Genomic DNA, 13,844 nt, shown 5'->3' on the forward strand with positions numbered 1-13,844 from the left:
TGGGGCTGGATCCCGCGGTTTTTTTCTTTGGCTTCTATTAATTTTTTCCACCCAATCCAACATCCTTCTTTTATTTTATCTAGCTTCAGCGCCTAGCCCCTCGAGGTCGCTTCAGGCCAATGGATGAAGTAAAAAAACGACTTCATTCACTGGCCTTCCGACGTACAGGATGTACTAGTGCCGACGTTGCCACAGGACGTGGCGTTTTTAGTCGGCCAGCGCTTGTTGGACTTGCACAGGACGTACTGACGTCAACGTTCGCCACAGGACATGGCGGCTTTTAGTTGACGTTCATCCCTTCAAAAAGACGCTTCAGCTTTTATTTTTTATTCCCAATCTTAAATGATATAATGATGAAATGGAATGATAGAATGGAGGCAATTTTGCATGTATGATGTTCGCGAATGGAGCCACGTATTCAAGCTCGATCCGGATAAAAATATATCAGATGAAGACCTGGAGAAAATTTGCGAGTCAGGGACCGATGCGATTATTGTGGGCGGAACAGACGGGGTCACATTGGAGAAAGTGCTGGATTTAATGGCACGCATCCGCAGATACACGGTTCCATGTGTGCTGGAGGTTTCGTCCATTGATTCAGTTACACCGGGCTTTGACCTGTATTTTATCCCGACAGTCCTTAACAGCCGGGATGTAAAGTGGGTTACAGGCCTTCATCAGGAAGCTGTAAAAGAATATGGGGATATTATGAATTGGGAAGAAATCCTTGTTCAGGGCTATTGCATTCTGAATGAAGAATGTAAAGCCGCGCAAGTCACCAATTCACGTACAGATCTATCTCTTGATGAGGTAAGGGCATATGCAATGATGGCCGAGAAAATGTTCCGCCTGCCCATCTTCTATCTCGAATACAGCGGAAAGTACGGAGATCCAGAAGTGGTCGCAGAGGTAAAAAATACTCTTGAAGAAACCGTATTATTCTACGGAGGCGGCATCCTGAATGCAGGACAGGCAAAAGAAATGGCTGAGCATGCGGACGTCATTGTGGTCGGAAATGTTATTTATGATGATCTGCAGGGTGCATTGGCCACAGTCGAAGCCGCTCGTGCTTAATACAGGTTGCTGATGATCAGCAAACAAGATAAAATAGATTATAAGAACATATGTTTCTATGGTGGTGAAGAGAAGGAATGCAATTTTTAACAGATAAATTATTGAACGGACTAAACCCGCAGCAGCAAAATGCGGTAAAAGCAACTGATGGACCACTGCTTATAATGGCAGGGGCGGGAAGCGGAAAGACAAGAGTTCTTACGCACAGAATTGCTTACTTAATGGTAGAAAAGGGTGTGAACCCCTACAATATTCTGGCAATCACTTTTACAAACAAAGCAGCCCGTGAAATGCGTGACCGTATCCATAATATGATGGGCGGAGCAGCAGACGATATCTGGATTTCAACGTTCCACTCGATGTGTGTGCGTATCTTAAGAAGAGATATTGACCGGATTGGCTATAACCGCAATTTCACGATACTTGATTCAACGGACCAGCAATCCGTTATTAAATCGATCCTAAAGGATAAAAACCTGGATCCCAAGAAATTTGATCCCCGTGCAATTTTGGGATCGATCAGCTCGGCAAAAAATGAATTGATCACTCCAGAAGAGTATGCGAAAACAGCTGGAGATTATATTCAGCAGGTTGCCAGTGATGTATATACAGAATACCAAAAGAGATTAAGACGTAATCAGGCGCTTGATTTCGATGATCTAATTATGATCACGATCCAGCTGTTCCAGCGGGTTCCGGAAGTACTGGAATATTATCAGAGAAAATTCCAATACATTCATGTGGATGAGTATCAGGATACAAACAGAGCCCAGTATATGCTTGTAAAGCTAATGGCAAGCCGATTTAAGAATCTTTGTGTAGTCGGTGACTCGGACCAGTCCATTTATAAATGGCGCGGTGCGGACATTGCCAACATTCTTTCCTTTGAGAAGGATTATCCTAATGCGCAAACCATCATGCTTGAACAAAATTACCGTTCAACAAAAAGGATCCTGCTGGCTGCGAACGAAGTCATCAGCAAGAACCTGAACAGAAAGCCGAAAAACCTCTGGACCGAAAATGCAGAAGGCAATAAGATCTTCTACTATCGTGCCGACAGCGAACAGGGAGAAGCTCAGTTTGTTGCAGGTAAAATCAAGGAATACATCAGCACCGGCAAGCGAAGCGCTTCGGATATCGCGATCTTGTACCGCACCAATGCACAGTCCCGTGTAATGGAGGAAGTGCTGTTAAAGTCGAACATAGAATATTCCATTGTCGGCGGCATCAAGTTCTACGACCGCAAAGAAATCAAGGACATCCTTGCTTATCTGCGCCTTATTGCCAACCCGGATGATGATATCAGCCTTCAGCGTGTGATTAATGTACCGAAGCGCGGAATCGGCTCCGGTTCGGTTGATAAAATCTCCAACTTTGCACAGCTTCATGAAATGAGTATGTTTGAAGCACTTGAATCTATTGAACTGATTGGCTTGAGCCCGAAAATTACAAAAGGGGCAGTTGAATTCAGGGATTTGGTTAAAAACTATACACAAATGCAGGAATACCTATCTGTGACAGAACTTGTGGAAGGGATTTTGGAAAAATCAGGATACCGCGATATGCTGATTGCCGAGAAGTCCATTGAAGCCCAGAGCCGTCTGGAAAACATTGATGAATTCCTGTCTGTTACAAAAAACTTTGAAGAAGCCAGCGAAGACAAATCGCTTATCGCATTTTTGACTGATTTGGCTCTTGTAGCTGACATTGATAAATTGGATGATGATGGTGAAAAAGCAGAATCTGTTGTTCTTATGACACTTCACTCAGCAAAAGGGCTTGAATTCCCTGTTGTCTTTTTACTGGGTCTTGAGGAAGGTGTATTCCCGCACAGCCGTTCTTTAATGGAAGAGTCTGAAATGGAAGAGGAGCGGCGCCTTGCTTATGTGGGAATCACCAGGGCAGAAGAGGAGCTTTTCATTACGAATGCTCAAATGCGTACTTTATTTGGACGCACGAACATGAATCCGCCATCCAGGTTTATTAAAGAAATACCTGCTGATTTGCTGGATGGCCTTGAGCCTGCTAAAAAGCCGTCTCCATTTGGATCATCATCATTTGGCTCTCCGTCTGCTTCAAGAGGAGCACAGCCTCAGCGGAAAGCAGTGATTCGTCCATCTGCATCGAACACAGGCGGAGACGATATTGCCTGGAAAGTCGGCGACAAAGCCCAGCACGGAAAATGGGGAACAGGTACTGTTGTCAGTGTGAAAGGATCCGGCGAAGGAACAGAGCTGGATATTGCGTTCCCGAAACCAGTTGGCATTAAGCGTCTGCTGGCCAAATTTGCACCGATTACAAAGGCGTAACCCCGCTGCATTTTCATTGGATTATAGAAAGGGTTGAATGTATGGACCTTCAATTGGCAGAAAAAAAGGTGAAAGATCTGCACAACCTTTTGAATCAGTACAATTATGAGTATTATGTTCTTGATCAGCCGTCTGTTCCAGATGCTGAATACGATAGGCTGATGAGGGAACTGATTGAGCTTGAAGAACAATTCCCTGAACTGAAAACAGAGGATTCTCCCACACAGAGGGTTGGAGGGGAAATTCTTGATATGTTTGAAAAAGTGGAGCATCAGTCGCAGATGCTCAGTTTGGGAAATGCTTTCAACGAACAGGATTTAAGAGACTTTGACCACCGTGTCCGCCAGGGTGCCGGAGAAAATGTTTCTTATGTATGTGAATTGAAAATTGATGGGCTGGCTGTCTCCCTCCGCTATGAGGATGGATTATTTATTCTCGGTGCCACGCGCGGTGACGGCTCCATTGGTGAAAATATTACTGCTAATCTAAAGACTATCCGTTCGATACCTCTCCGGCTGAAAGAGAACGTCACGATGGAAGTCCGCGGTGAGGCCTTCATGCCAAGACGTTCTTTTGAGAAATTGAATAAAGCAAAAGAAGAGAATGGGGAGGAGCCGTTTGCTAATCCAAGGAATGCTGCAGCAGGTTCCTTAAGGCAGCTGGATCCGCGCCTTGCAGCAAAGCGCAATCTCGATATTTTTGTCTATGGCATTGCAAATGCGGGGAATACAGGAATTGTATCCCACAGTGAAGGTCTGGATTTTCTGGATAGCCTCGGATTTAAAACAAATAAAGAACGCAAAAGATGTGAAAGCATTGAGGAAGTAATTGAATATGTACAGGGATGGACCGACAAACGTCCTGATCTGTCTTATGACATTGATGGTATTGTAATCAAAGTCGATTCACTGGAGGAGCAGGAGCAGCTGGGCGCTACGGCGAAAAGTCCACGCTGGGCCATAGCTTATAAATTCCCTGCAGAAGAGGTTGTTACTACACTCAGGGATATTGAATTAAGTGTGGGGCGAACCGGCGTAGTTACGCCAACTGCGCTACTGGAGCCTGTCCGTGTTGCCGGGACGACTGTCCAGAGGGCTTCACTTCACAACGAAGATTTGATCCGCGAAAAAGATATTAAGATTGGCGATCAGGTGGTTGTGAAAAAAGCGGGCGATATTATTCCCGAAGTTGTGAATGTACTGGCAGACAGGAGAACAGGTGAGGAGCAGGATTTTAATATGCCGACACATTGTCCTGAATGTGAGAGCGAACTGGTCCGTCTTGATGGTGAAGTGGCTTTGCGCTGCATCAATCCAAAGTGCCCGGCACAAATCAGAGAAGGCCTTATTCATTTTGTTTCCCGTAACGCCATGAACATTGATGGCCTGGGTGAAAAGGTGATCAGCCAATTATTTGCCGAAAATCTGATTAAAGATGTGGCAGATATCTACAAATTAACGTATGAACAGCTTATCCAGCTCGAACGGATGGGTGAAAAGTCAGTAAACAATCTTCTTCAGGCGATTCAAAACTCCAAAGGGAATTCTCTTGAAAAGTTGTTATTCGGCCTGGGAATCCGCCATGTGGGAGCGAAGGCAGCCAAAACGCTTGCCCAGGAGTTTAGCCATATGGAGGCACTTGAAAAAGCATCCCGGGACGATTTAACAGCAATAAATGAAATTGGTGAAAAAATGGCGGACTCCATTGTTTCCTTCTTTGAACAAGAGGAAGCTCATGAACTGATTGCCGAGCTGAAAGCAGCCGGAGTCAACATGGCTTATAATGGGCCAAAGCCAGTTTCTGCCGAAAGCTCAGATAGCTTTTTTGCAGGGAAAACCGTTGTTCTGACAGGAAAGCTTGAAATCATGAGCCGAAATGAAGCAAAAGACAAAATAGAAGCGCTTGGCGGCAAAGTATCCGGAAGCGTCAGCAAGAAAACTGATGTTGTAATCGCCGGAGAAGAAGCCGGATCTAAACTGACGAAGGCCCAGGAGCTGGGTGTAGAGGTTTGGAACGAGGAGAGACTGGTTGAAGAATTAAAAAAGTAAGAGGGTGTAAGCTCCGTGAAAAAACTCATGATGCTTGCTTTATCCCTGACCCTTCTGCTTGCAGGCTGTGCGCCTAATTTTAATAAGCAGGAGGAAGTCGTTCAGGAAGACAAGAACGAAAAGGATAAGGCGATCATTCCGAACTATAAAATTTCAGACAAGTATTATCGAACGCTGCTGCCATTTAAACCAAGTGAGTCCAGAGGTCTTGTGGTCAATAATATAAGCACTAAATATGACATTAATGAATTTGAGACCGGGCTAATGAGAATTGCTCAAAATACGTTTGACACGGAAAAATATTTTTTCCAGGATGGCCAGTATCTAAAAAGGGAAACTGTCCAAGCCTGGCTAAACCGCAAGTTCACGGAAGCTCAGCTGAAGGAACGCAAAATGAAAGCTGAAGATAACATCGGCCTAAATCCCATGATTACAGATGGCGGAGATATTGATAAAAATAATGAAAAAAGCCCAATATATCTAGCTCATATACTTGAACATAACTATCTCGTAAGGAATGATGATGGAAAAGGGAGGCTCGAAGGTGTTGTGATAGGTCTTGCCATGAACTCTGTTCATTATTATCAGAAAGAACAATATGGCGCGACTTTTGAAACCGAAATTAAACGGGATGTTCTTGAACGGGAAGGCAAAAAGATGGCTGAAGAAGTCCTTCAGAGAGTAAGGCAAATCAAAGGCCTGAAGGATGTGCCGGTAACCATTGCTTTGTTTGAACAGCAATCAAGAACTTCGGTTGTGCCGGGAAGCTTTTTTGCATATGCTAAGGCAGACAAAGGAAGCAATAAGCTAGGCGGATGGGAAGAGATCAGCGAGAAATATGTCCTGTTCCCTTCAAGCTCAGCTGAAAAAAATCATCGTGATGATTTAACCGCTTTTCTTAACTTTAAACAGGATGTGGAAACATACTTCCCTAACTTCAATGGAGTTATCGGGAAAGCTTTCTATGCCCAGGATCAATTGCAGGAAATCAACATTGATATCCCAATCCAATTCTATGGGAAAGCAGAAGGTATTGGATTTACCCAATATGTAACAGGTCTTGTTGTCAAACACTTCCCTGAATACATCTCAGTCCAGGTAAACATCTCATCAGTCAATGGCCCGGAGGCTCTTGTAGTCCGGAAAGCAGACCAAAGCGAGCCTTTTGTCCATATTTATCATTAGAACAAGGTACCCAGAAGTGCATGAGAAGCACCTTCTGGGTTTTTTGTTTTGAGAGCGATGGCTTTGTTGTGATGAAAAATATGTATTATGCCCAATACAGTACTAAAAAAAATATATAACAGTTTTATCCAACCCTGCCCAATAGGGCTTCAACTCCTTATCCTTCTAAGTGAAACCGCAACTCTGCCCTTTGGATGTTAATATATAACATCTAGGGAGAATGTTTGAAGATAATGATATTTTCGTGTTAATATAGTCTTTGGATGAAAACGTTTTAAGAGAATAGCAAACCTTGTTCCAGCATGTATAGAGCAGGGCGCTGGTATCTGACGTTTGATATTTGGACACTCAGGAGGCGGTAAAAATGGTACAACCTTATAAGCATGAGCCATTCACGAATTTTAAAGAAGAAGAACATCGTGAAGCATATTTAAAGGGTTTACAAACTGTAGAAAGCTATTTGGGCCAGGATTATGATCTATTAATTGGCGGAGAGCGCATTTCTACTGAAGATAAAATTGTATCAATCAATCCTTCTAATAAAGAAGAAGTAGTGGGCCGTGTTTCAAAGGCAAACCGCGAGCTTGCGGAAAAAGCGATGCAGGCTGCTGTGGAAGCATTCAAAACATGGAGAAAAGTAAAGCCGGAAACACGCGCAGATGTTTTATTCAAAGCTGCTGCGATTATCCGCCGCCGCAAGCATGAGTTTTCTGCCCTATTAACGAAGGAAGCAGGAAAGCCTTGGAACGAGGCAGATGCTGATACTGCGGAAGCGATTGACTTCCTTGAGTACTATGCACGTCAAATCTTAGAAATTAAAGACGGTGTTCCAGTCAACAGCCGTCCGAATGAATATAACCGTTATGACTACATTCCATTGGGAGTGGGCATCATCATCTCTCCTTGGAACTTCCCGCTTGCCATCATGGCCGGCACAACTGTTGCTGCGATCGTAGCAGGGAACACAGTTCTATTAAAACCAGCTTCTACAACACCGGTTGTGGCTGCGAAATTTGTTGAAGTAATGGAAGAAGCAGGCCTTCCAAAGGGCGTTCTAAACTTCGTGCCGGGAAGCGGTGCAGAAGTGGGCGACTACCTGGTTGACCATAAAGACACCCGCTTCATTTCCTTCACAGGTTCACGTGATGTAGGTCTTCGCATCAATGAGCGCGCGTCTAAATTAAACGAAGGCCAAATCTGGCTGAAGCGCGTGATCGCGGAAATGGGAGGCAAGGATACGATCGTTGTCGACAAAGAAGCAGACCTTGAATTGGCGGCGACTTCCATCGTGGCTTCTGCATTTGGCTTCTCCGGACAGAAGTGTTCAGCATGTTCACGAGCAGTAATCGTAGAAGATGTATACGATCAGGTTCTGAACCGTGTGGTCGAGTTAACTAATGAGTTAACACAGGGCAACCCTGAAGACCAAAGCAATTACATGGGTCCTGTCATCGACCAGGGCGCATTTGACAAGATCATGAGCTATATCGAAATCGGCAAAGAAGAAGGCAAGCTGATGACAGGCGGAGAAGGGGACAATTCAAAAGGCTTCTTCATCAAACCGACTGTATTCGCTGACCTTGCACCAGACGCGCGCTTAATGCAGGAAGAAATCTTTGGGCCGGTCGTTGGTTTCACAAAGGCAAAGGATTTCGACCATGCGCTTGAAATTGCCAACAACACAGAGTACGGCTTAACAGGAGCTGTGATCACACAGAACCGTGAACACATCCAAAAAGCGCGTGAAGATTTCCATGTTGGAAACCTATACTTCAACCGCGGCTGTACAGGTGCGATCGTTGGATACCAGCCATTCGGCGGATTCAACATGTCAGGAACAGACTCCAAAGCGGGCGGACCTGACTACATTCTTCTGCACATGCAGGCGAAGACTACTTCTGAAATGTATTAAAAGATCTCCATTCGGAGGCGGGAACAGCAACTTGGTTGCTGTTCTTTTTTTAGTTGGATATTCAGCCCGCTGAGGTATATGATGAAAGAAGAACTGCAGATTGGAGTGATGAAAAAATGTCAATTAAAGCCCTAATCAATATTGATTACACAAATGATTTTGTTGCTGAAGACGGTGCCCTGACATGCGGCAGGCCCGGACAGCTCTTGGAAAAGAAAATCACAGAGCTCACACAAGAGTTTATCGCAAGCGGGCATTACACTGTTTTTGCCATTGATGTTCATGATAAAGGAGACATCCATCACCCGGAAACGAATTTATTTCCCCCTCACAATATCAGAAACACGGAAGGAAGAAATCTTTACGGTTCATTGCAGGAGATTTATGAAACCAACAAGGACGCTGAAAATGTTTATTTCATGGACAAAACCAGGTATTCCGCATTTGCAGGAACCGGCCTGGAGATAAAACTGAGAGAACGCGGTATAGAGGAAGTGCACCTGGCAGGTGTTTGCACGGACATATGCGTCCTGCATACAGCTATTGATGCTTATAATAAGGGCTTTAGAATTGTGGTTTATAAAGATGCTGTCGCATCCTTTGACCAGGAGGGCCATGAGTGGGCTTTAAGGCATTTTGAAAAGACACTAGGAGCGGAAGTAATTTAAACATACCTTCTTTATAGTTCTCCGGCACCTCAAGCTAAAGACTATTCCTTTATGGGAGAATACAAAAAACCCTCTCCACATAGGAAGAGGGTTTCATCACTTATTTTATAAGAACAGATTTAAATTGATCGTGCTGTTCCTGAACTTCTGCTGATGGTGCCTTATCCAGAAGACTGACAACGATAATTGCCAGAACTGCAAATAGGAAGCCAGGCGCCAGTTCATACAGATCAAACAGTCCGCCGGTAAGCTGTGCCCATACAATTACTGTTACAGCACCAACAATAATGCCGGCTAGAGCGCCATTACGCGTCATGCGTTTCCAGAACAGGCTCAGAATGATGACAGGTCCGAAGGCAGCACCAAATCCGGCCCAGGCATAACTGACAAGTTCCAATACCTTGCTTTCGGGATTATACCCTAAGAAGATAGCGATAATGGCAATGCCCAATACAGCAATTCTGCCAACAATCATTTCTTCCTTTTGGGAAGCATTTCTTCTGAAGATAGATTTATAGAAATCCTGTGCCAATGCACTTGAAGAAACGAGCAATTGAGAGTCAACTGTGCTCATGATTGCTGAGAGAATGGCTGCTAATAAGAATCCGGCTACCCATGGATTAAATAGTACTTGTGAAAACATGATAAACACGGTTTCGGAATTGGCCAGCGGTGAATCTGCAAAATATGCGATACCTGCAAAGCCTACAAACAGAGCTCCGAATAAGGAAATAATCATCCAGGTCATACCGATTAAACGTGCTTTTGGCACATCATTTGTAGATTTTAATCCCATAAAGCGGACAAGGATATGAGGCTGTCCAAAATAACCTAATCCCCATGCTAATAATGAAGCTACACTAACAAAAGTGGCACCGGAATAGACATCTAAATAAGAAGTATCCATAGATCCGATTTTCTGCATCGTCTCATTCCATCCGCCAAGCTCCTGAATGGCAACAATCGGTATAATAATCATGGCAAGGAACATTAAAATTCCTTGAATGAAATCTGTCCAGCTGGCTGCAAGGAACCCTCCAAACAATGTGTATGACAAAATTACAGCAGCTCCTACCCAGAGTGCGAGTGTGTAATCCATCCCAAATGAGTTCTCTAATAAGATGGCACCGCCGACAAGGCTGGATGAAGTATAGAAAGTGAAAAAGATTAAAATAACGATTGCCGAAACAACACGCAATATTTTTGAAGTATCATGGAATCGGTTTTCAAAGTATCCGGGTACCGTAATAGAATCGTTGGCTACTTCCGTGTATACACGCAGTGGTTTGGCCACAAACTGCCAATTTAAATATGCGCCGACAGCCAATCCGATTGGAAGCCAAATCTCTCCCATACCTCCTAGATATACGGCACCAGGTAAGCCGAGCATCAGCCATCCGCTCATATCGGATGCCCCTGCACTCAAGGCTGCAACGCCAGGTCCCAGCCCTCGGCCGCCTAATACATAATCAGATAAATCTTTAGTCATTCTGGCTGCAAGCACGCCAATCAGCAGCATGCCGACCAGATACACAATAATCGCAATTAACGTTGGTATATTTATATCCATACTTACTTATTCTCTCCTTTCAACAAAATATGAGATGCCTGATAGTACGATTAATAATGGCATTGGAATAAGAAGCCAAAGCCACGTCGCCATAGTGAAATCCATTTGTTCACCTCCATTTTTCTCTTAGTATCCCCATAAAATCATTCGTAGGAAAATCACCTTTTATACAGTAACATACAGTTTTGTGTTTGTTAAAAAAATAGTTTGGGGAAATGTCCACATTAAAAAGACGTTTATTATCATAACATAATAATGAGTAATGGACAAAAAATCTAAAAAACTACTAAGTTAGAAATGAATAAATATATGATATTTCGCATTAATTTGCTGTTATAGTACATATATAAACATATCTATTCATCTAAATTTATAAAATTAAGTTTGAAAACAGGAGTGATTATTAATGGACAACAAAAAAGACCTAATTGTGATAGGCCCCAGTAAAATTACAAATTTAATTTGCTGAATACTTTCTCTAAAGAATTTTCCGTTGTTATATCCTTAAAGTCAATTCCGAGCTGGATGGCTGTCTGTGCGACTTCAGGACGGATGCCGAGCAAGGTTGACTGAACACCGATAAGTTTTAATGAGCTGATAACCTGGAAGATTTGGTGGGCAACCATTGTGTCGACCATGATGACACCCGAAAGGTCAATGATTAAATGAGTAATCCCCAGCTTTACACTCTGCTGCAAAGTAGATTCCATAATAAACTTGGCCCGTTCTGTATCAATATCCCCAATGAGCGGCAGCAGCCCAACATCTGAGGAAAGGGGGATTACCGGCGTGCTTAGTTCTTTTATTAATATAGATTGCGCGCTTAATCGGCTCAGCAATATATCCATAAAGTTTTCGGTGAAAGTTTCCATTACATAATCCAGCGTATAATCAATAACTTCCTGCCAATGAAATATATCCTCTGCTTTAATATCCAAGTCGGCAGTTTCAGCAAAACGTTTTATATGCATCCAATAAACCTTTCGGAATATCGAAAGATTTCTCTGAACATCGACAAGGGAGGTTCTGGATTTAACCCGATCAGCGGACGTCTGCTTTGTCCAGTTGGCTATCGTTTCCTTCATTTCTTCTTCTGTCTGAAGCAGCGATTTTGCTACAGTCCTGAAATACTTTGTATTTTGCTCCTCAACTTTCCTTGCCCTTTCCAGCGGGGCATCGGCGGAATAGTCGGAACCAGCCTTTACGACCTGAAAACTTCTCCAATCCTTCGTCATTTCAGGGGCTTTTTCAACTAGATAATTATATAAAGATCGATTTTTATCTTCCATACATTCTCCTTCATCCATCAGAATGATTAAAAAAATAACTAATCTCTATATCATAACACAGAGGGTGAAGGTGAAAAGAAGCAGGATGTTATATTCAGTAAATTTTAAATTTTTTAATTAAGGGGTTCCCATTCCGGATTAACTGTTATATAATACAACACATAGATATTTAATTGTTTTATAACAACGTAGACTAATAACATAACAGAACTATATTTTTAGTTCTGTTATGTTACAGAGTGTTTTGCAGCCGGGATCTTGCTGAAATGATGATTTTTCTAAATTAAAAGGAGGATTTAATCAAATGGCAGATGAAAGAGTGCGTCAGTTGCAGGAAAGCTGGGAAATGGATGAACGCTGGAATGGAGTAGAAAGACCGTACACCGCTGAGGAAGTCATTAAGTTAAGAGGATCAATTGATATCGAATATACATTAGCTCGCCGTGGTGCAGAGAAGTTATGGAAGCTTGTGAATGAAGAAGATTTTGTCAATGCATTAGGGGCGTTAACAGGAAACCAGGCTGTACAGCAGGTTAAGGCTGGGCTGAAGGCCATTTACTTAAGCGGCTGGCAGGTTGCTGCAGATGCGAACCTGTCCGGAAATATGTACCCGGACCAAAGCCTGTATCCAGCAAACAGCGTTCCAAGTGTAGTAAAAAGAATTAATCAGGCACTTCAGCGTGCTGACCAGATTCATCATATGGAAGGGGATCATTCCATTGACTGGTTCGCTCCAATTGTAGCAGATGCTGAGGCAGGGTTCGGCGGCCAGTTGAATGTATTTGAACTTATGAAAGGCATGATTGAATCGGGTGCCGGCGGGGTACATTTCGAGGACCAGCTTTCTTCTGAAAAAAAATGCGGCCATCTTGGCGGAAAGGTATTGCTCCCAACGCAGACTGCTGTTAAGAATTTAATATCTGCAAGGCTGGCAGCAGATGTTATGGGAGTGCCGACAGTTATTGTTGCCCGGACTGATGCTAACGCGGCTGACTTGATAACCAGCGATGTAGATCCATATGATGCACCTTTTATTACAGGGGAACGCACTCTTGAAGGATTCTTCCGGACAAAACCAGGACTCGACCAAGCGATCGCTCGGGGATTGGCGTATGCTCCTTATGCAGATCTGGTATGGTGTGAAACATCTGAACCTGATCTTGATGAGGCTAGACGTTTTGCAAAAGCCATTCATGAAAAATTCCCTGGCAAGCTGTTAGCGTATAACTGCTCTCCTTCATTTAACTGGAAGAAAAAGCTCGATGACGAAACGATTGCAAAATTCCAGGTGGAGCTCGGCAAAATGGGCTACAAGTTTCAGTTCGTTACTTTAGCAGGATTCCATGCTCTGAACCATAGCATGTTTGAACTGGCACGCGGCTATAAAGACCGCGGAATGGCTGCGTATTCTGAACTGCAGCAGGCCGAGTTTGCCAGCGAAACACATGGCTACACGGCGACAAGACATCAGCGTGAAGTAGGCACAGGCTATTTCGATCAGGTTTCCATGGTCATCACTGGCGGGACTTCCTCGACAACCGCTTTAAAGGGATCAACCGAGGAAGAACAGTTCACTGAAAAGCAGGAAGTTTAGTTTCTGTCCTTTGTAACTTGATTTTTTATCTTGTATATTCTCCTAATTTACACCTCTCTTCCTTGGAAGGGAGGTATTTTTTGCTTATCAGGCAAGCACAGTACCTCCTGCGAAAACATACATATTATATAGGTTAAATTTGAAATAGGGCATAATACTGAATACAATGTAAGCATTGAGGTCAAATAAGGACGG

The 13,844-nt window shown here is 43.5% G+C and carries 9 protein-coding genes; 7 read left to right on the plus strand and 2 right to left on the minus strand.

Annotated elements, in window-relative coordinates; all coding sequences use genetic code 11:
* Window positions 1-387 precede the first annotated feature (387 nt).
* From ACTHRG_RS11860 to ACTHRG_RS11885, 6 genes are all read left to right on the plus strand, one after another.
* Entirely contained in the window at window positions 388-1,074 is a 687-nt protein-coding gene (locus ACTHRG_RS11860; protein WP_076263257.1) for a heptaprenylglyceryl phosphate synthase, read from the plus strand.
* 77 nt (window positions 1,075-1,151) lie between these two features.
* Window positions 1,152-3,383, plus strand: a complete 2,232-nt coding sequence (pcrA, locus tag ACTHRG_RS11865) for a DNA helicase PcrA (RefSeq protein ID WP_076263260.1) — start codon at window positions 1,152-1,154, stop codon at window positions 3,381-3,383.
* Between the two features lie 41 nt (window positions 3,384-3,424).
* Window positions 3,425-5,431, plus strand: coding sequence for an NAD-dependent DNA ligase LigA (gene ligA, locus ACTHRG_RS11870; RefSeq protein WP_076263262.1), 2,007 nt, complete (start codon window positions 3,425-3,427; stop codon window positions 5,429-5,431).
* Between the two features lie 15 nt (window positions 5,432-5,446).
* On the plus strand, window positions 5,447-6,616 hold the full coding sequence (locus tag ACTHRG_RS11875) for a CamS family sex pheromone protein (RefSeq protein ID WP_076263265.1): 1,170 nt from the start codon (window positions 5,447-5,449) through the stop codon (window positions 6,614-6,616).
* A gap of 364 nt (window positions 6,617-6,980) precedes the next feature.
* Complete coding sequence (gene pruA / locus ACTHRG_RS11880; RefSeq protein WP_335449907.1) at window positions 6,981-8,528, plus strand: L-glutamate gamma-semialdehyde dehydrogenase; 1,548 nt, start codon at window positions 6,981-6,983, stop codon at window positions 8,526-8,528.
* Window positions 8,529-8,644: 116 nt separating this feature from the next.
* On the plus strand, window positions 8,645-9,196 hold the full coding sequence (locus tag ACTHRG_RS11885) for a cysteine hydrolase family protein (RefSeq protein ID WP_076258437.1): 552 nt from the start codon (window positions 8,645-8,647) through the stop codon (window positions 9,194-9,196).
* Between the two features lie 100 nt (window positions 9,197-9,296).
* Here the strand turns inward: ACTHRG_RS11885 and putP are convergent, their stop codons facing one another.
* Both putP and ACTHRG_RS11895 read right to left on the minus strand, forming a co-directional pair.
* Window positions 9,297-10,766, minus strand: a complete 1,470-nt coding sequence (gene putP / locus ACTHRG_RS11890) for a sodium/proline symporter PutP (protein ID WP_076258201.1) — start codon at window positions 10,764-10,766, stop codon at window positions 9,297-9,299.
* A 449-nt stretch (window positions 10,767-11,215) separates the two neighbouring features.
* Complete coding sequence (locus tag ACTHRG_RS11895; protein ID WP_076258202.1) at window positions 11,216-12,055, minus strand: STAS domain-containing protein; 840 nt, start codon at window positions 12,053-12,055, stop codon at window positions 11,216-11,218.
* Window positions 12,056-12,359: 304 nt separating this feature from the next.
* Between ACTHRG_RS11895 and aceA the strand changes: the two genes are divergently transcribed.
* On the plus strand, window positions 12,360-13,649 hold the full coding sequence (aceA, locus tag ACTHRG_RS11900; protein WP_076258203.1) for an isocitrate lyase: 1,290 nt from the start codon (window positions 12,360-12,362) through the stop codon (window positions 13,647-13,649).
* The last annotated feature ends 195 nt before the right edge of the window (window positions 13,650-13,844 follow it).

Source organism: Cytobacillus sp. SAFR-174, from assembly GCF_051964675.1.
Taxonomy (GTDB): Bacteria; Bacillota; Bacilli; order Bacillales; family Cytobacillaceae; genus Cytobacillus.

Excerpts from the sequence above, each read along its gene's own strand:
- pcrA (WP_076263260.1), top strand. The coding sequence starts at position 1,152 with ATGCAATTTTTAACAGATAAATTATTGAACGGACTAAACCCGCAGCAG.
- pruA (WP_335449907.1), top strand. The coding sequence starts at position 6,981 with ATGGTACAACCTTATAAGCATGAGCCATTCACGAATTTTAAAGAAGAA.
- aceA (WP_076258203.1), top strand. The coding sequence starts at position 12,360 with ATGGCAGATGAAAGAGTGCGTCAGTTGCAGGAAAGCTGGGAAATGGAT.
- ACTHRG_RS11885 (WP_076258437.1), top strand. The coding sequence starts at position 8,645 with ATGTCAATTAAAGCCCTAATCAATATTGATTACACAAATGATTTTGTT.
- putP (WP_076258201.1), bottom strand. The coding sequence starts at position 10,766 with ATGGATATAAATATACCAACGTTAATTGCGATTATTGTGTATCTGGTC.
- ACTHRG_RS11860 (WP_076263257.1), top strand. The coding sequence starts at position 388 with ATGTATGATGTTCGCGAATGGAGCCACGTATTCAAGCTCGATCCGGAT.
- ligA (WP_076263262.1), top strand. The coding sequence starts at position 3,425 with ATGGACCTTCAATTGGCAGAAAAAAAGGTGAAAGATCTGCACAACCTT.
- ACTHRG_RS11895 (WP_076258202.1), bottom strand. The coding sequence starts at position 12,055 with ATGGAAGATAAAAATCGATCTTTATATAATTATCTAGTTGAAAAAGCC.